Here is a 16,018-nt window from a genome sequence, read left to right on the forward strand (position 1 = left end):
TTTCCACCCGTTCTCATGCCTGCGGGCCCGGATCAACCGGGATCGCCGCGCCGATATGCACGCCCTGGGGGGAAACCCGGCTTCCGATGGCCAGAACCTCAACCCCGCCTGCGCGCGCTGCGTCAAAGGCGCGGGCGTAGCTGGGGTCGATATCGGCAGCGATGCGCAGGCGCGCCCCGTCGCTGCGGCTGATCAGATACAGCATGATCGCGCGTGCGCCGGTTGCGGCGGCGATGGTCAGTTCCTGCAGGTGTTTCGTGCCCCGGGCGGTGACGCTGTCGGGAAACTCCGCCCAGCCGTCCCGCAGCAGGGTGACGCTTTTCACCTCGATCAGCACGCGCTGCCCGTCGGCGCCGGTGGCGGCGAAATCAACGCGAGTGCCGGGGGCCAGCGTGAATTCGGGGCGGATGTCTGTCAGGCCCTCCAGCCCGGCAATGGCGCCGCTGGCCAGGGCCTCGGCCACCACGCGGTTGGGCAGGGTGGTATCCACGCAGGCCCGGTGCCCGTCCGGCAGTTCCACCAGCCGCCATCCATAGGGCAGCTTGCGCCCCGGCGCTGCAGATTCCAGCCAGCAGCGCGCGCCGGGGGCGGCCAGCCCGGTCATGGCGCCGGGATTGGGGCAATGGGCGGTGACCTCGCGCCCGTCCTCCAGCACCATATCGGCCAGAAAGCGCTTGTATCGGCGCAGCAGGCGGGCGGGCAAAAGCGGGGTTTGAAACTGCATGAGCAGGGGCCTATACCAGTGCCACCCCACCCGCAAGGAGACGCTGCACATGCCCAATCCCACCGCCGCCATGCTGGTGATCGGCGATGAAATCCTCTCGGGGCGGACCCGGGATGCGAATATGCACCATCTGGCCGGAGAGCTGGCCAATTCCGGGATCGACCTGTGCGAGGTGCGCTTTGTCTCGGACGTGCATCAGCGGATCGTCGATGCGGTGAATGCGCTCCGGGCGTCGTATGATCATGTGTTCACCTCGGGCGGGATCGGTCCCACCCATGATGACATCACCGCCGATGCCATCGCCGCGGCTTTTGGCGTGGGGTTGGCGGTCCGTGACGATGCCCGCGCGATCCTGACCGCCCATTACCAGCGCACGGGGCTGGAACTGAACGCCGCGCGGTTGCGCATGGCCCGCGTGCCGGACGGGGCGGTGCTGATCGAAAACCCGGTTTCAGCCGCGCCGGGGTTCAGCATCGGCAATGTGCATGTCATGGCCGGGGTCCCTTCGATCTTCGAGGCGATGGTGGCGGGGCTGTTGCCGACGCTGAGCGCCGGTAAGCCGCTGATGAGCCAGACCCTGCGCATCGCCCGCGGCGAGGGTGAGATCGCCGGACCGCTGGGCACGTTGGCCGCGGAATATCCGCAGTTGTCCTTCGGCTCCTATCCCTATGTGCAGGATGGTGCCTTTGGGGCGAATGTGGTGATCCGGGGCAGCGACGGGGTGGCGATCGATGCGGCCATGGTGCGCCTGTGCGCGCTCTTCCCCGAGGCCACCGCGTGAGCGCACCCGCCCCCGCGCCGCTGATGGCGGCGCTGGAGGCCACATGGCCCCCCGCCGCCCGGATGCCGGTGGGTGCCTTCATGCTGCGCGACGGGGCGGGCGGCGGCAAGCGCGTGTCCGCCGCCGTGGCTATGGCCGAGGCCACAGAGGCCGACATCGCCGCCGCCGAAGCTGCCATGCGCGCCCGGGGGGAGCAGCCGCTGTTCATGATCCGCGCGGGCGATGGCGCGCTCGATGATGCGCTGGCGGCACGGGGTTATGCGCAAATTGACACAACCCTGTTCTATGCCGCACCGGTTGGCATTCTGGCCCGCAAGCCTGCGCCGATCACCCTGTTTCCGATCTGGCCACCGCTGCAGATCATCCGCGATATCTGGACCGAGCGGGGCATCGGCGCGGCGCGGCAGGCGGTGATGGCGCGTGCCGCTGCACCGAAGGCGGCCCTGATTGCCCGGGTGGCGGACCGGGCGGCGGGGGCGGCTTTTGTTGCCTGTCACGGGGATATCGCCATGCTGCATGCGGTCGAGGTCCTGCCGAACCTGCGCCGGCAGGGGGGCGCGCGCAATCTGGTCACCGGTGCGGCCTGGTGGGCGCAGGAGCAGGGTATGCGCTGGTTGGCCCTGGCCGTCACGCGCGACAATGCGGCTGCCCGCGCGGTTTATGACGGGCTGGGCATGATGGTCTGTGGCGGGTATCATTACCGGATGCTGGCAGCGCCCGGCGCGGCGGGCTGAGGCGATTCGCCCAGGGGCAAGCCGGTGCGCAGGATGGCAGACGTGGGAAGCGCCCCCGAGCCGCGCCCACCCACCCACCCTGCGCGCCTCGGGGGCGCTCTGACCGTCGCAGGGCGCCGGTCAGTCGGGGTATGGACGTCTCGTGATTTGATCGGGGCTGCGGGCGCTCTACGCCTTGTCACAAGCGCCCCCTGATCCCGGGGCAGGAGTGAGCGATGACCGTGACCTTACGCAGTCTCAGGGTTCTTGCCTTTGCCGTGCTGGCCTTTATGGGGCTGGCCGGGCTGATTCTGGCCCAGGCCGAGGAGGAGCCGGGCGGGCTGGCCATCGTGCTGGATCTGCGCGATGCCGTCAGCCCCGCCAGTGCCGACTATCTGATCCGCGGCCTGCGCAGCGCGGCCGAGCGGGAAGCCGGGTTGGTCATCCTGCGCATGGACACGCCCGGGGGGCTTGTGACCTCAACCCGCGAGATCAACAGCGCCATTCTGGCCTCGGAGGTGCCGGTGGCGACTTTCGTGGCGCCTTCGGGGGCGCGGGCGGCCAGTGCGGGGACGTTCATCATGTATGCCAGTCATCTGGCGGTGATGGCGCCGGGCACATCTGTTGGCGCGGCAACGCCGGTCAGTATGGGCGGCGGCAGCATGCCCTTCGGCGGCCCGGACCCGACCGAAGAGGATGAAAACGGCGCGGATGACGCGCCGCGCCCCGCGGGCGATGCCGCCATGGCCAAGGCGCTGAACGATGCGGTTTCGCAGATACGCAGTCTGGCCGAGGTTCATGGGCGCAACGCCGATTGGGCGGAAGCGGCGGTGCGCGATGCCGCCACCCTGACCGCCCGCGCCGCGGTGGAGGAGAATGTGGCCGATTTCATCGCCCGCGACCTGACCGAGCTTCTGGACCTGGCCGATGGGCGCAGCGTGCAGATGGATGGTGAGGAGATGGTGCTGCAGACCCGTGACCTGAGCATTGTCATGCTGGAGCCGGACTGGCGCACGCAGATCCTGTCGATCATCGCCAATCCGAATCTGGCGTTGCTGTTCATGATCGTGGGGTTTTACGGGATCGTGTTCGAACTGTTCAACCCCGGTGCGCTGATCCCGGGCACCATCGGCGGGATCAGCCTGATCCTGGGGCTGTTTGCGCTGTCGATCCTGCCCTTCAACTTTGCCGGGTTGGCGCTGATCGGGCTGGGGCTGGCCTTGTTGCTGGCCGAGGTCTTCAGCCCCTCCTTTGGTGTCCTGGGGATCGGCGGGGCGATTGCACTGGCGGCGGGGGGCGTTTTCCTGTTCGATTCGGAGGTGCCGGGGCTGGAAACCTCGATTCCGATGCTGGCCGCAGTTGTGGTGGCAGCGCTCGCCTTCACGATGTTGATCGCGCGGATGGCGGTGACCTCGCACAAGCGCGGGGTGACCACCGGGTCGCATGATCTGCTGCGCGCGAAGGCGCAGGTGCAGGATTGGACGGGCGACAGGGGCCATGTCCTGGTCCATGGCGAACGCTGGAATGCCCGGCATGACGGCCCGCCGCTGACACCGGGCGCGGCGGTGCGGATCATCGAGATCGACGGGCTGACCCTGCATGTCACCCCGGACACAGACAACAGACGTGCCGTGCGCACGCCTCCGACACAGGAGTAAACCATGGATATCTTTGCGATCTTCGGAGATCTGGCCTTTGTGGCCGTTCTTCTGGTGCTGGTGCTGGCCTTTCTGGGCTCGGCCATCAAGGTGCTGCGCGAATATGAGCGCGCGGTGGTCTTTACGCTGGGGCGGTTCACCGGGGTCAAGGGGCCCGGGCTGATCCTGGTGATCCCGGTCATCCAGCAGGTGGTGCGCGTGGATCTGCGGGTGCGGGTGCTGGATGTGCCCAGCCAGGATGTGATCAGCCAGGACAACGTGTCTGTGCGGGTGAATGCGGTGATTTATTTCCGCGTGGTGGACCCGGAAAAGGCCACGATCCAGGTGGAGAACTTCATGCAGGCCACGTCCGAACTGGCGCAGACCACGCTGCGGTCGGTGCTGGGCAAGCATGAGCTGGATGAAATGCTGTCCGAGCGCGACAAGCTGAACAACGACATTCAGGAGATCATCGACAGCCAGACCGACACCTGGGGGATCAAGGTGGCGAATGTGGAAATCAAGCATGTCGATATCAACGAATCGATGATCCGCGCCATCGCCCGCCAGGCCGAGGCCGAGCGGGAGCGCCGCGCCAAGGTCATCAATGCCGAGGGCGAGGAACAGGCGGCGCAGAAGTTGCTGGAGGCGGCGCAGATCCTCAGCGCGGACCCGGGCGCCATGCAATTGCGCTATCTGTCCACCCTGACCACCATCGGGGCCGAGAAGAACTCGACCATCGTCTTCCCCTTCCCAACCGAGCTGGCCGGGATGATCCAGCAGATGGCGCCGAAGAAGAGTTGAGGGGCCTCAGTCCTGCTGCAGGCAGGCGATGAAGCGGGCGGCGTCCAGAAACGCCGCCCGGCGCCCGGCGGTCAGGGCGGCGGCCTCGTCATCCGCGCCCCATTGTTCGATCTGCCATGTCTCATCGACCTGCGCGGCCTGCCACAGGGTTTCGGGCGGGGCGAAGCCTTCGCGCACCGCAAGGCCGATGACCAGCGACCCCGAAAGCGCGACCAGATCATGGAAGGCCGCCAGTTCAAACGCCGACATGGCCGCGACCGGAGGCTCCAGCGCGGCCAGTGCCGCGGGCGGTTGCGGGTGGTGGATGACGCCATGGCAGAGCGTCAGCCGCGCGCCATAGTGCCGCGCGGCCCAGTCCACCAGCGGGTCCCAGGCCTCGGCCTCGCGCGCGATCAGCTCCTGCGGGGCTTCGGCGCGATAGCAGATCAGATCGCTGTCGCCATAGGCCGTGATCAGGGCCGAGACCTCGGCCTGCTGGCCGCGCACCTTGTCGATGGCGGAATTGGCGGTGCGGGTGGCGGGCATGGCGCCGGGGTCGATCACCTCGGGTTGGGCGCGCCATTCCCGGGCGATGGCTTCGGCCAGCGCGCGGGTTGGCACGGCCAGCGGGGCGCGGGCCGGGGTGCGCAGGGGGCGGCCATCCAGCGTGACCACATGGCCGTCCTCGGTGGTTTGGGTGTCCACCGTTGTCCAGAAGCGTTTGCGCGCCCAGCCTGCCATCATGCCGCCCTGTGCCAATGCGCGCCCAGCGCCGGGGCCAGCGCGTCGAACGCGTCGATCACCTGCGCGGCGCCGGCGGCGTGAAGCTGCGCCACGGGGTGATAGCCCCAGCTGACGCCGATCCCGGTAACGCCGGCGGCGCGGGCCATCTCCATGTCATAGCTGGTATCGCCCAGCATGACGGCGCTCGTGGCCTCGACCCCGGTTTCGGCCAGCGCGGCCAGCAGCATCGCCGGGTGGGGTTTTGACGGGTGGTCATCGGCCACCTGCAGGGTGGTGAAGCGGTCGGCCAGCCCATGCGCGGCCAGCAGCGCCGACAGGCCGCGCCGGGATTTGCCGGTGGCCACGCCCAGCAGCAGGCTGTCATCCTGCGCCAGCAGGTCCAGCGCCGCGCGGGCGCCGGGATAGAGCGGGGCCACCTGATCCAGCCGCATCTGGCCAAAGGCCGCGCGATAGGCATCGACCAGCCGCGCGTGGTCATCCGCGCCCAGATCGGGGGCCAGCCGCGCCATGGCCACGGGCAGCGACAGGCCCACGATGCCCAGCACCTGCGCGCGGGGCGGGCAGGGATGCGCGATTGCGTCGAATGCCGCCGCCATGGCGCCCAGGATCAGCGCCTGGCTGTCGACCAGCGTGCCATCCACATCAAAGACCAGAAGGCGCAGGGTCATGGGGTGTCCTCGAACGGATCCTCGGGGACTTCGTCTTCGGTCCAGCCAAGGGTTTTCCAGCTGCGGGCCATATGCTCGGGCAGCGGGGCGGTGAGGGTGACGGGCCGCCCGGTGACCGGGTGCTGGAAGCGGATCATGCGGGCGTGCAGGTGCAGCTTGCGGCTGATCTCGCCGCCCAATTGGGCGCCCCAGCCATCGCCCAGGTTTTCCTGCCCCGAGCCGCCGTATTTCCCGTCGCCCACGATGGGGTGGCCCAGTTCGGCCATATGCGCGCGCAGCTGATGGGTGCGCCCGGTGACCGGGACCAGCGCCATCCAGGCGGCGCGCCGACCCAGGGCCGAGAGCACCGCGTAATCGGTGGTGGCGCGTTTTGCGCCGGGGGTGGCGGGGACCTCATCGGGGTGCAGGCAGCGCATCTTTTCTGCATTGGGGCCGCCGGCCTTGACCAGCCCGTAGCGGATGGTGCCCATGCGCGGGGTGGGCACGCCCGCCACCAGCGCCCAGTAAAGCTTGCGGGTTTCACGGTGGCGGAAGGCCTCGGTCAGGCGGCGGGCCACGCGGTGGGTGCGCGCCAGCAGCAGGATCCCCGAGGTGTCCTTGTCCAGCCGGTGCACCAGCACGGGGCGTTCCTTGTAGCCGAACATCAGCGCCTCGGACAGGCCATCCACATGGCGGTGGCCCTGCCCGCTGCCGCCCTGGCTGGGCAGGCCCGGCGGCTTGTTGAGCGCGATGATATGCTGGTCCTTCCACAGGACCGCGGCTTCGATCATCTGCGCATCGGAGTGCGAGACGCCCGCGCGTGCGGGTGGCGGTGCCGGGGGCGCGCTGGGTAGAGGGGGGAGGCGGACGCTCTGGCCGGGTTCCACGCGGGTGTTGGCCTTGACGCGGCCGCCATCAAGCCGGATTTCGCCCTTGCGGCAGGCCTTTTCCACGAACCCCTGGGTGATCTGCGGGAAACGCCGCTTCAGCCAGCGGTCCAGCCGCTGGTCGCCTTCATCGGCGCCGATGGTCAGGGTCTGAACGCCGCTCATGGCGCCGTTCCGAATGGGGGTGCGATCCGGGTCATGGCGGTTCTTTTTCGCGGCCGGGGCGCGGAGTCAACCGCCTTCTTCGCAGCGCAGGGCGGCGGCGCGGCGCTGGTTGCGGGCATAGAGCCAGGGCGCCAGCAGACGGTCATAGACCAGTCCGGTGATCTGGCGCAGCCCCGGAAGTCCCACGATCGCCGCCAGCCAGCGCCAGCCGGGCAGGGCACGCCAGAGCGCGAGGAAGGCATCGACGCCATCGAGCATCCGTTCGCCCTGCAGCGCGTGCAGGCGGCGCATGGCGCGGTCCCGGTCCAGCCCCCAATCGGCCAGCGGCGCGCGGTGCAGATCATCGAAGCGCACGGGCGCGTCATGGCGTTCGGCCAGGCGGCGGTAATGCGCGATCTCGGCCCGGCAGATGGGGCAGCGGTCGTTGTAAAGGATGGTGAGCGTCTGCATGGGGGAGATGTGGGGCGCCGGGGCGCGCTGTCCAGAGGCAAGGAGCGCCCACGCGGCGGCCCGGGGCGCGGCTGCTTCGGGCGGCGGGGCATGGGCGCCAGCACCCCGGCGGAGGGGGCGTGCCGGGGTGATCAGTCGCGGGTGTGGAAGTGGTCATGGATGGATTGGGCCAGCGCCTCGGAGATGCCGGGGACGGCCTTGAGGTCCGCGAGCCCCGCGCGCGTCACCGCCTTGGCCGAGCCGAAATGCGCCAGCAGCGCGCGTTTGCGCGCCGCCCCCACGCCCGGGACATCATCGAGCGGGGTGGCGCCGACGCCCTCGGCGCGTTTCTGGCGGTGGGCGCCGATGGCGAAGCGGTGTGCCTCGTCGCGCAGGCGCTGGATGAAATAGAGCACCGGGTCATTGCGGCGCAGGGCGAAGGGGCGGGCGCCGGGGCGGTGGAATTCCTCCTTGCCCTGGTCACGGTCCACGCCCTTGGCGACGCCGATGAGGGGGATGTCCTCGACCCCCAGTTCGGCCAGGGCCTGGGCCACGGCGCCCACCTGGCCCGCGCCCCCATCGATGAGCAGCAGGTCCGGCCAGGTGTCGCCCTGACGGTCGGGGTCTTCGCGTTGCAGGCGTTCGAAGCGGCGTTTGAGCATGGCCATCATCATGCCCAGGTCATCCCCGGCGGTGACCTCGCCTTCCTTGAAATTGTATTTGCGATACTGGCTTTTGATGAAGCCTTCGGGGCCGGCGACGATCATGGCGCCCACGGCATTGGCCCCCTGGATATGGGAGTTGTCATAGACCTCGACCCGTTGCGGGGGGGCGTCCAGATCGAAGGCCTCGGCCAGGCCGGCCAGCAGTTTGGACTGGGCGGCCCCCTCGGCCATGCGCCGGCCAAGGCTTTCGCGCGCGTTGCGGCTGGCATTGACCACCAGATCCAGCTTCTCGCCCCGCTGGGGCACGGCCAGCGCGACCTTGCGCCCGGCGCGTTCGCTGAGCGCATCGGCGACCAGTTCGGTATCTTCGGGCGGGTGTGACAGCAGGATCAGCCGGGGCGGCAGCTTGTCATCGTAGAACTGCGTCAGGAAGGCTTGCAGGATTTCGGGCGCTTCGGCCCCCGCGCCGGTGCGGGGGTAGAAATCGCGGTTGCCCCAGCTCTGGTTCGCGCGGATAAAGAAGACCTGCACGCAGGCCTGCCCGCCTTCCATATGGAGCGCGATGACATCGGCCTCGGCCACGCCCTGGGGGTTGATGCCCTGGCTTTGCTGCACATTGGTCAGCGCGCGGATGCGGTCGCGCAGGGCGGCGGCGCGCTCGAACTCCATCGCCTCGGCGGCGGCCTGCATGTCCTGCGCAAGCTGGGCCTGGATCTTGGTGCTCTTGCCCGACAGGAAGCGTTCGGCATCGGCCACCAGCGCGGCATAGTCCGCTTCGGAGATATGGCCCACGCAGGGCGCGCTGCAGCGTTTGATCTGATAGAGCAGGCAGGGCCGCGTGCGGCTGTTGAACACCGAATCGGTGCAGTTGCGCAGCAGGAACACCCGCTGCAACTGCGTCAGCGTGCGATTGACGGCGCCGGCGCTGGCGAAGGGGCCGAAATAGCTGCCCTTGACGGTCTTGCGCCCGCGATGCTTGCGCAGTTGCGGAAAGGGGTGATCCTTTGGCAGCAGGATGTTGGGGAAGCTCTTGTCATCGCGCAGCAGCACATTGTAGCGCGGCTTCAACTGCTTGATGAGGTTCTGCTCCAGCAGCAGCGCCTCGGTTTCGGTGCGTGTGGTCAGGAACATCATGGAGGCGGTTTCGGCGATCATCCGCGCGATCCGCCCCGAATGCCCCGAAGGGCGCGCGTAATTCGCCACCCGCACCTTCAGCTGCCGCGCCTTGCCGACGTAGAGCACCTCGGACTGGGCGTTGAGCATCCGGTAGACGCCGGGGGAATTGTCCAGCGTGCGCAGATAGGACTGGATGCAGGCATGTCCGGTCGGGGCTTCGGGGGGATCGGGCGGGGTCTGTGACATCAGGTTCCAAGGGTTGGTGATTCTGGTTCTCGCTGCAATGTCCGGCTGCAGGTTTCAAGTGTTAAGGTATCCACCAATTCTGTGGATAACCCTGTGGGAAGATTGCCGGGCAGGGAGATTATCCCTTGAATCCCGGCGCCCTCCAAGGGTTGCACAAAAAATAGGCAAAGTTTTAAGGTGTTGAAATAAATCAACTAAATTATCTCCCAGCCCCAACCGCCTGAATCACTTATCATTTTTGTGACCAACGAAAACCGGCCTTGCCTGCGGTGCACAACTTGAACGGTTCCGACTGCAAGATGGGTCTGAGAGGCAGGAATTCGAGCGGTAGCAGCGTCACCCTGCGCCATTGTGGCCCTCGGATCACCGTCATGTGAGTGGCGATCTGCTGGCGCCGGACCCCGGTTCGCTGCACTCTTTTGCCATGGGACTGCCTTGTGTTACAGGACTTCGGATTGATGAGCTGGTGTTGCGCGTCCTGTTGGGGGGGGCGCTGTCTGGGCTGATGCTGGTGGGCGTCTTGCTGGCGCGGACCGAACCTGCGGCCCCGCCGCCGCCCCTGCAGATACCGCCGCCCGATTTCTCTCTGTCCCTTTCCGCGGACGGGCGCACACTGGCCTTTTCCGGCACTGTGGATTTCGGGCTGACCGAGGCCCTGCGCCTTCGGCTCGCTGCCTCCCCGGATGTGCGGCGACTGACGCTGGACAGCAATGGCGGCAACATCTACGAGGCCCGCGGCGCGGTCAGCGTGATCCGCGCCCATGGACTGGCAACCCATGTCGCGGGGCATTGTGCATCGGCCTGTGCGTTGATTTTTGCGGGCGGTCAGGGGCGCAGCATGGCGCCGCAGGCACGGCTTGGATTTCACGGCTATTTCATCCCCGCCCACCGCGCCTATGGCATGATCGACCCGGTGCGCGAGATGCAGCGCGACATGGCGATCTTTCGCGCCCAGGCGGTATCCGAGGCCTTCATCGCGCGGCTGTCCAGCTTGCCGCGCGCGCCGATGTGGTATCCGGATCATGCGGAACTGCGGGCGGCGGGGGTGCTGACCGTTCCCTGAACGCGCCTCACCCTTGCCCCCGGCGCGGATTTGGGCGAAGCCATGGGCATGTATATCATCCTTGCCCTGCTGATCGCCGTGGCGGTGATCCTGATCCTGCAACCGTGGAAGCGCCGCGCCTGCCGCTGGCGCGAGGATCGCCGCGCCCTGGCCGATGGCCGGGTTCTGCATCGCTGCGCCGCCTGCGGGGCCGAGATCGCCCTGCCAAAGGGGCGCAAACCCGCGGCCTGCCTTGCCGATCGGAGCCAGCAATGACCCTGCCACTGCCCCCCGATGCCGACACCCGCCGTGCCGTCGCCCCGGTGATCTGCTACCCGGTGGACAGCCTGCCCCGGCCGGACCTGGCGCTCTATGCCGCCGCGCGGGCGCAGGCCACCCGCACCGCCGCCACACGCGTCCCCGCACGTGAGGCGCGCGCCTTTCGTGTCGCTGCGGGCCAGTTCTTTCGTATCACCTGCGCCGAGGGGCCGCAGGTCGGGGATCTGAACCTGTTCCATGCCACGGACCTGTCCGAGCGGTTCTTCTCGGGCAAGACCCGCGCGCTGCATGGCACCCATGTCAGCACCGGCGACCGGCTGTGGTCCGGGTTTCCGCATCTGCGCCCCATGGCCACCATCACCACCGACACGCTAGCCTGGTACGGGCGTGATGGTTTCGGCTGTGCGGTGCATGACGTGATCGGCACCCGCTGTGACCCCTACACCCACCATCTGCTGAGCGGGCAGGATTACCACCATTGCTGCCATTCCAACCTGACCCGCGCATTGGCGGCGGAAACCGGAATGGCGCCGGCGCAGGCCGAACCGCTGGTGCATGACGTTCTGAATGTCTTCATGTGCACCGGGTTTACCGCCGATACCGGGCAATACTTCATGAAGGCCACCCCGGCGCGGGCGGGGGATCACATCGAATTCTTCGCCGAGATCGACCTGCTGGGTGTGCTCTCGGCCTGTCCGGGCGGGGATTGCGGGGCGGAGCATTCCTCGGACCGGGCCATTTGCCACCCGCTGCAGGTCGAGGTCTTTGCCCCCGCGCCGGGCGCTTTGGCGGGCTGGCATCCGCCATCGCCCAATGGCTATGACCGGACCCACGGGCTGTAACCTGCCCCTGTGATAGACAGGGGCGGCGCCCGCAGCGCGCGCGTGGGTGTGGGGGCGCCTGTGCCGGGGCTGCCGGTCGGTGCGGCGCGGGCTACGCCGCCAGATGGGTCCGCACCACCGCCTGCGCTTCCAGGGTCCGGTGGACCGGGCATTTGTCGGCGATCTCCAGCAATCGCTGGCGTGTGTTGTCATCCAGATCCCCGCGAAGGCGGATCTCGCGGGTGAAGACATCGATCCGGCCCTTGCCTTCGCCCCCCTCGCAATCGGTGCTGTGGCAGCGGGTGTGGGTGACATCGCAGCTGACGTGCTCCAGCGGCAGGTCCTTGCGGGTGGCATACATGCGCAGGGTCATGGTGGTGCAGGCCCCCAGCCCGGCGGCCAGCAGCTGATAGGGCGACGGCCCCAGCCCGTCACCCCCCACCGAGGCCGGTTCATCGGCCACAAGCTGGTGGCGCCCGTCAATGACAATATCCTGGCGGAAGCGCCCGCCCTCGGCCTCGGCCACGCGGGTCACGCCTTCGGGGGCGTCGGGTGGTGCCTCGGCCGATGCCAGGTCCATATAGCGCGCGGACCAGGCGGCGATCACATCGGCGGCATATTCGGCATCCGCCGGGTCCGAGATCAGATGATCCGCGTCATCGAGCGTCACGAAACTTTTCGGATGCCTGGCCGCCACGAAGATCTGTTGCGCGTTTTCGATTCCCACCACCATGTCGCGCGGGGCGTGCAGCACCAGCAGCGCGGCGCGCAGCGATTTCAGCGCCGGTTCCAGCGCCGCCTGCGCCACATCCTCGACAAAGCCGCGCCGGATGGTGAAATCGCGCCCCTCCAGCGTTACGGTCGCTTCGCCCTCGGCCCGGATCGTCTCCAGCGCGGTGCCGAAATTGCCCAGCACATGGCCGGGATCGGCCGGGGCGCCGATGGTGACCAGGGCGCGCAGGCTGTCGATCCGGGGGCTTGCGGCAATCGCTGCCGCCCCGCCCAGCGAATGGCCGATCAGCAGTTGCGGTGCCATGTCTTGCCCCGCCATCCAGTCCGCCGCCGCCGCCAGATCATCCACATTCGAGGAAAAATCCGTGTTGGCAAATTCGCCCTGCGAATGCCCTAGCCCGGTGAAATCGAACCGCAGCACGGCAATACCCCGCGCCGCCAGCCGCCCCGCGATCCGCCGCGCGGCCTGGATGTCCTTGGAGCAGGTGAAGCAATGCGCAAACAGCGCCGCGGCCCGCACCGTGCCTTCGGGGCGGTCGAGCCGGGCCGCCAGCTGGTGGCCATCATGGCCGGTGAATGTGATCCGTTCGCTGCGCATTCTGTCCCCTCCGATTTCCGTGCTGCCCATCAGCTAGGTATGATCCGGCGCCATTGCTACTCTGCGCGCAAATAACATTCACTTCTTGCAATATGTTTTCCTGTGGCTATATTGCGCCCAGGACATCAACCAGGGGTAAGACGATGCAACCGGAAGTGACCTCGTTCTTCGATCATGACACCAACACCATAACCTATGTGGTGCGCGACCCGGGCGGCAGCGCCTGCGCCATCATCGATTCGGTGCTGGATTTCGACTATGCCTCGGGGCGGACCAGCACCAAATCCGCCGATGCCGTGATCGCCTTTGTGCGCGAAAAGGGCTATCGGGTGGAGTGGCTGCTGGAGACCCATGTCCATGCCGACCATCTGTCCGCAGCTCCGTACCTGCAGCAGGAACTGGGCGGCAAGATCGGCATCGGGCACAAGATCACCGTGGTGCAGGACACATTCGGCAAGGTCTTCAACGCCGGGACCGAGTTCGAGCGCGACGGAAGCCAGTTCGACCAGCTGTTCAACGAGGGCGATTCGATCCATATCGGCCAGTTGCGCGTCGATGTGCTGCACACGCCGGGCCACACGCCGGCCTGCCTGACCTATGTGATCGGTGACGCGGCTTTCGTGGGCGATACGCTGTTCATGCCCGATTTCGGCACCGCGCGCTGCGATTTCCCCGGCGGCTCGGCCGATACCATGTGGGATTCGGTGCAGAAGATACTGGCCCTTCCTGATGAGACGCGCATCTTCGTGGGCCATGACTACAAGGCCGAAGGGCGCGAGGACTACGCCTGGGAAACCACCGTGGGCGAGCAGAAAGCCCGCAATGTCCATGTGGGCGCAGGCAAATCGCGCGAGGATTTCGTGCAGATGCGCACCGAACGCGATGCGAGCCTGGCCATGCCACGGCTGATCGTGCCCTCGCTGCAGGTGAACATGCGCGCAGGCCAGATGCCGCCCGCCGAGGACAATGGCACCGTCTACCTGAAGGTGCCGGTCAACAAGCTGTAAGCCAGTGCCGGGCGCTGCCCCGGCCCTCTCGCGCCCCTTGGGCGCGCCAACCAAACGGAACCTGATATCATGAGCTTCATTCAACCGGACTGGATCTGGGGCCTTGTCGGCGGCCTGATGATCGGCAGCGCCGCGGCGCTGTTTCTTCTGTTCAACGGGCGCATCATGGGCGCCAGCGGGATCATTGGCGGGCTTGTGGACCGCTCGGGCCTGCATGACTGGGCCGAACGCGGGGCCTTTCTGGCCGGGCTGGTGGTGGTGCCTGCGCTGATGCTGCCGCTCTACAGTGTCGAGGTCAGCACCAACATAACCTCGAACCTGGCGGTGGTCATCGCCGGGGGCCTGCTGGTGGGGATCGGCACGCGGCTGGCCAACGGCTGCACCTCGGGGCACGGGGTGTGCGGGATTTCGCGCTTCTCGCTGCGCGGGATCGTGGCAACGGTGTTCTATCTGCTGGCGGGGGGCCTGAGCGTGGTCCTGTTCCGGCATCTTCTGGGGGTGATCTGATGCAACGTGTACTCCTTTCTGCCGCTTCGGGCGGGTTGTTCGGGGCGGGTCTGCTGGTTTCGGGCATGACCGACACCACCAAGGTTCAGGGATGGCTGGATGTGTTCGGCGCCTGGGACCCCACGCTGGCCTTTGTGCTGGGGGGCGCGATCCTGCCGATGCTGGTGGCTTGGCAGATTGCCAACCGGCGTGCGGCCCCGGCGCTGGGCGGGACATTTCCGTCCCGGCCGGACCCGCGGCTGGGCCATAATCTGGTGCTGGGCTCGGTCCTGTTCGGGGCGGGCTGGGGGCTGGTGGGGTTGTGCCCCGGCCCGGCGATTGCCTCGATCAGCTGGGGCGGCACTGGCGGCATCGTGTTTCTGATTGCGATGGTGGCGGGTATGGTGGCCGCACCACCGATTCGCGCCCGTGTGGACCGGCTGGCCGCCGCCTGAGCCACAAGCAGCAAAGGACAGATCCATGGATATCCGCCCCATCGCCGACGGTTATGCCGTTTCCCCGCAGATCACCCCCGAAGACGTGGCCGCTATCCGCGAGGCCGGTTTCACCACGGTGATCTGCAACCGCCCCGACGGCGAGATCCCGCCCGAGGTGCAGGCCGAGGCCATCCGCGCCGCGGTCGAAGGCGCGGGCATGCGCTTTGTCCTGAACCCGGTTGTCGGCGGTGCCATCACCATGGAGAATGTCGAAGCCCAGGGCGCGGCGCTGGATGGGGCCGGGGGGCCGGTGCTGGCCTATTGCGCCTCGGGTAACCGCTCGTCCATCGTCTGGGCGCTGTCGCAGGCGGGCAAGCGCCCCACGGATGAACTGGTCGCTGCCGGAGCAAAATATGGCTACGCCACCGAACAGTTCCGCCCCACGATCGAGCAACTGGCCCGCGGCTGAGCGCGCAACCGCGATCCCGGATACCCTGTGCGGGGGCCGCGGCCACTGGCCCGGCCCCCGCGCTGCGTTTCAGGCCCAGTGCCGGGGCTGCTGGGCATAGCCGATGTAAAGCGGGTGCTTCGGGTGACCGTGTTTGCTGAGGCCAAGGTGGAACAGCGGCTGCGCCGTGGCGCGCAACAGCCGTTCCACCGCCGCCCCGCGCTGCAGAAACGCTCCATGAGTGCCCCAGGCACAGATGATCCGGTCCGCCCAGGCCGCCCCTTCGGCAATTGCCGCGTCGTTATCGGGGCCGATGGGGTCGGGGGCTGTGCGCATGACCTTTGGATCGGTGGCGCGGAAGGCAAAGATGTTGCACACCCGGAACGCGCCGAACCCAAGTGTCCGCGCGCGGCGTTCGCAGCGCTCGACGGTGGGATCGTTCTGCACCTCGGTCGCGGTGGACGGGTTCAGCATCACGAACAACACCTTGTCACCCGCACTGTCCCAGATGCGGGTCAGCGCGTAACGATACTGCTCGCACGGTGAATATATCGCGCTCGAGGGGGCATCGCCCTTGGTATGGCTGCGGGTGATCATGGCGCGGTGATAGCGGCGCTGGGCAGGGCGGGCA

At 67.7% G+C, this 16,018-nt stretch carries 19 protein-coding genes; 11 read left to right on the forward strand and 8 right to left on the reverse strand.

Annotated features, from left to right (window positions below):
* Nucleotides 1-13 precede the first annotated feature (13 nt).
* Nucleotides 14-724 (reverse strand): DNA/RNA nuclease SfsA, encoded by a 711-nt coding sequence (gene sfsA, locus HUK65_RS13305; RefSeq protein ID WP_179906760.1) that lies wholly within the window; start codon nt 722-724, stop codon nt 14-16.
* A gap of 49 nt (nt 725-773) precedes the next feature.
* On the opposite strand from sfsA, the gene HUK65_RS13310 reads away from it, so the two are divergent.
* The 4 genes from HUK65_RS13310 (at nt 774) to HUK65_RS13325 (ending at nt 4,659) form a co-directional block, all read left to right on the forward strand.
* Nucleotides 774-1,505, forward strand: coding sequence for a competence/damage-inducible protein A (locus tag HUK65_RS13310; RefSeq protein ID WP_179906795.1), 732 nt, complete (start codon nt 774-776; stop codon nt 1,503-1,505).
* Nucleotides 1,502-2,239 (forward strand): GNAT family N-acetyltransferase, encoded by a 738-nt coding sequence (locus HUK65_RS13315; protein WP_327787127.1) that lies wholly within the window; start codon nt 1,502-1,504, stop codon nt 2,237-2,239. The genes HUK65_RS13310 and HUK65_RS13315 overlap by 4 nt, the downstream gene beginning before the upstream one ends.
* Nucleotides 2,240-2,454: 215 nt before the next feature.
* Nucleotides 2,455-3,876, forward strand: coding sequence for an NfeD family protein (locus tag HUK65_RS13320; RefSeq protein WP_179906761.1), 1,422 nt, complete (start codon nt 2,455-2,457; stop codon nt 3,874-3,876).
* Between the two features lie 3 nt (nt 3,877-3,879).
* On the forward strand, nt 3,880-4,659 hold the full coding sequence (locus HUK65_RS13325; protein WP_179906762.1) for a slipin family protein: 780 nt from the start codon (nt 3,880-3,882) through the stop codon (nt 4,657-4,659).
* Nucleotides 4,660-4,665: 6 nt separating this feature from the next.
* On the opposite strand, the gene HUK65_RS13330 is transcribed toward HUK65_RS13325, so the two are convergent.
* The 5 genes from HUK65_RS13330 to uvrC all read right to left on the reverse strand — a co-directional run bounded on the left by HUK65_RS13330 (nt 4,666) and on the right by uvrC (nt 9,537).
* Nucleotides 4,666-5,379, reverse strand: a complete 714-nt coding sequence (locus tag HUK65_RS13330; protein WP_179906763.1) for an ATP12 family chaperone protein — start codon at nt 5,377-5,379, stop codon at nt 4,666-4,668.
* The gene (locus HUK65_RS13335) at nt 5,379-6,050 is read right to left on the reverse strand and encodes an HAD-IA family hydrolase (RefSeq protein WP_179906764.1); all 672 of its coding nucleotides are present in this window, start codon (nt 6,048-6,050) and stop codon (nt 5,379-5,381) included. The genes HUK65_RS13330 and HUK65_RS13335 overlap by 1 nt, the downstream gene beginning before the upstream one ends.
* Nucleotides 6,047-7,081: an RluA family pseudouridine synthase gene (locus HUK65_RS13340; protein WP_179906765.1), complete on the reverse strand. Its 1,035-nt coding sequence runs from the start codon at nt 7,079-7,081 to the stop codon at nt 6,047-6,049. The genes HUK65_RS13335 and HUK65_RS13340 overlap by 4 nt, the downstream gene beginning before the upstream one ends.
* A 66-nt stretch (nt 7,082-7,147) precedes the next feature.
* On the reverse strand, nt 7,148-7,531 hold the full coding sequence (locus tag HUK65_RS13345; protein WP_179906766.1) for a thiol-disulfide oxidoreductase DCC family protein: 384 nt from the start codon (nt 7,529-7,531) through the stop codon (nt 7,148-7,150).
* Between the two features lie 131 nt (nt 7,532-7,662).
* Nucleotides 7,663-9,537, reverse strand: a complete 1,875-nt coding sequence (gene uvrC, locus HUK65_RS13350) for an excinuclease ABC subunit UvrC (protein WP_179906767.1) — start codon at nt 9,535-9,537, stop codon at nt 7,663-7,665.
* Nucleotides 9,538-9,910: 373 nt separating this feature from the next.
* On the opposite strand from uvrC, the gene HUK65_RS13355 reads away from it, so the two are divergent.
* From HUK65_RS13355 to HUK65_RS13365, 3 genes are read left to right on the forward strand one after another with little or no spacing between them, the layout of a single operon-like run.
* Nucleotides 9,911-10,600, forward strand: a complete 690-nt coding sequence (locus tag HUK65_RS13355; protein ID WP_179906768.1) for a COG3904 family protein — start codon at nt 9,911-9,913, stop codon at nt 10,598-10,600.
* A 48-nt stretch (nt 10,601-10,648) separates the two neighbouring features.
* Entirely contained in the window at nt 10,649-10,855 is a 207-nt protein-coding gene (locus HUK65_RS13360; RefSeq protein WP_179906769.1) for a hypothetical protein, read from the forward strand.
* Nucleotides 10,852-11,700 carry an urea carboxylase-associated family protein gene (locus HUK65_RS13365; RefSeq protein WP_179906770.1) on the forward strand — a complete coding sequence of 283 codons (849 nt, stop codon included), beginning with the start codon at nt 10,852-10,854 and terminating at the stop codon, nt 11,698-11,700. The genes HUK65_RS13360 and HUK65_RS13365 overlap by 4 nt, the downstream gene beginning before the upstream one ends.
* A gap of 91 nt (nt 11,701-11,791) precedes the next feature.
* Here the strand turns inward: HUK65_RS13365 and HUK65_RS13370 are convergent, their stop codons facing one another.
* On the reverse strand, nt 11,792-13,009 hold the full coding sequence (locus HUK65_RS13370; RefSeq protein ID WP_179906771.1) for a bifunctional alpha/beta hydrolase/OsmC family protein: 1,218 nt from the start codon (nt 13,007-13,009) through the stop codon (nt 11,792-11,794).
* Nucleotides 13,010-13,152: 143 nt separating this feature from the next.
* On the opposite strand from HUK65_RS13370, the gene HUK65_RS13375 reads away from it, so the two are divergent.
* The 4 genes from HUK65_RS13375 (at nt 13,153) to HUK65_RS13390 (ending at nt 15,408) form a co-directional block, all read left to right on the forward strand.
* Nucleotides 13,153-14,016: an MBL fold metallo-hydrolase gene (locus HUK65_RS13375; protein WP_179906772.1), complete on the forward strand. Its 864-nt coding sequence runs from the start codon at nt 13,153-13,155 to the stop codon at nt 14,014-14,016.
* 78 nt (nt 14,017-14,094) lie between these two features.
* The gene (locus tag HUK65_RS13380) at nt 14,095-14,523 is read left to right on the forward strand and encodes a YeeE/YedE family protein (protein WP_179906797.1); all 429 of its coding nucleotides are present in this window, start codon (nt 14,095-14,097) and stop codon (nt 14,521-14,523) included.
* Complete coding sequence (locus HUK65_RS13385; RefSeq protein WP_179906773.1) at nt 14,523-14,957, forward strand: DUF6691 family protein; 435 nt, start codon at nt 14,523-14,525, stop codon at nt 14,955-14,957. Before HUK65_RS13380 ends, HUK65_RS13385 begins: the two co-directional genes overlap by 1 nt.
* A 25-nt stretch (nt 14,958-14,982) precedes the next feature.
* Nucleotides 14,983-15,408 carry a TIGR01244 family sulfur transferase gene (locus HUK65_RS13390; RefSeq protein WP_179906774.1) on the forward strand — a complete coding sequence of 142 codons (426 nt, stop codon included), beginning with the start codon at nt 14,983-14,985 and terminating at the stop codon, nt 15,406-15,408.
* Nucleotides 15,409-15,477: 69 nt separating this feature from the next.
* Here the strand turns inward: HUK65_RS13390 and HUK65_RS13395 are convergent, their stop codons facing one another.
* Nucleotides 15,478-15,984 carry a DUF1643 domain-containing protein gene (locus HUK65_RS13395; RefSeq protein WP_179906775.1) on the reverse strand — a complete coding sequence of 169 codons (507 nt, stop codon included), beginning with the start codon at nt 15,982-15,984 and terminating at the stop codon, nt 15,478-15,480.
* Between the last annotated feature and the right edge of the window lie 34 nt (nt 15,985-16,018).

It is taken from the genome of Rhabdonatronobacter sediminivivens, from assembly GCF_013415485.1.
Lineage (GTDB): Bacteria > Pseudomonadota > Alphaproteobacteria > Rhodobacterales > Rhodobacteraceae > Rhabdonatronobacter > Rhabdonatronobacter sediminivivens.

Coding starts and splice junctions, on each gene's coding strand:
- HUK65_RS13370 (WP_179906771.1), bottom strand. CDS start 13,009: ATGCGCAGCGAACGGATCACATTCACCGGCCATGATGGCCACCAGCTG.
- HUK65_RS13365 (WP_179906770.1), top strand. CDS start 10,852: ATGACCCTGCCACTGCCCCCCGATGCCGACACCCGCCGTGCCGTCGCC.
- HUK65_RS13340 (WP_179906765.1), bottom strand. CDS start 7,081: ATGAGCGGCGTTCAGACCCTGACCATCGGCGCCGATGAAGGCGACCAG.
- uvrC (WP_179906767.1), bottom strand. CDS start 9,537: ATGTCACAGACCCCGCCCGATCCCCCCGAAGCCCCGACCGGACATGCC.
- HUK65_RS13330 (WP_179906763.1), bottom strand. CDS start 5,379: ATGGCAGGCTGGGCGCGCAAACGCTTCTGGACAACGGTGGACACCCAA.
- HUK65_RS13375 (WP_179906772.1), top strand. CDS start 13,153: ATGCAACCGGAAGTGACCTCGTTCTTCGATCATGACACCAACACCATA.
- HUK65_RS13345 (WP_179906766.1), bottom strand. CDS start 7,531: ATGCAGACGCTCACCATCCTTTACAACGACCGCTGCCCCATCTGCCGG.
- HUK65_RS13325 (WP_179906762.1), top strand. CDS start 3,880: ATGGATATCTTTGCGATCTTCGGAGATCTGGCCTTTGTGGCCGTTCTT.
- sfsA (WP_179906760.1), bottom strand. CDS start 724: ATGCAGTTTCAAACCCCGCTTTTGCCCGCCCGCCTGCTGCGCCGATAC.
- HUK65_RS13335 (WP_179906764.1), bottom strand. CDS start 6,050: ATGACCCTGCGCCTTCTGGTCTTTGATGTGGATGGCACGCTGGTCGAC.
- HUK65_RS13395 (WP_179906775.1), bottom strand. CDS start 15,984: ATGATCACCCGCAGCCATACCAAGGGCGATGCCCCCTCGAGCGCGATA.
- HUK65_RS13385 (WP_179906773.1), top strand. CDS start 14,523: ATGCAACGTGTACTCCTTTCTGCCGCTTCGGGCGGGTTGTTCGGGGCG.
- HUK65_RS13390 (WP_179906774.1), top strand. CDS start 14,983: ATGGATATCCGCCCCATCGCCGACGGTTATGCCGTTTCCCCGCAGATC.
- HUK65_RS13320 (WP_179906761.1), top strand. CDS start 2,455: ATGACCGTGACCTTACGCAGTCTCAGGGTTCTTGCCTTTGCCGTGCTG.
- HUK65_RS13310 (WP_179906795.1), top strand. CDS start 774: ATGCCCAATCCCACCGCCGCCATGCTGGTGATCGGCGATGAAATCCTC.
- HUK65_RS13360 (WP_179906769.1), top strand. CDS start 10,649: ATGTATATCATCCTTGCCCTGCTGATCGCCGTGGCGGTGATCCTGATC.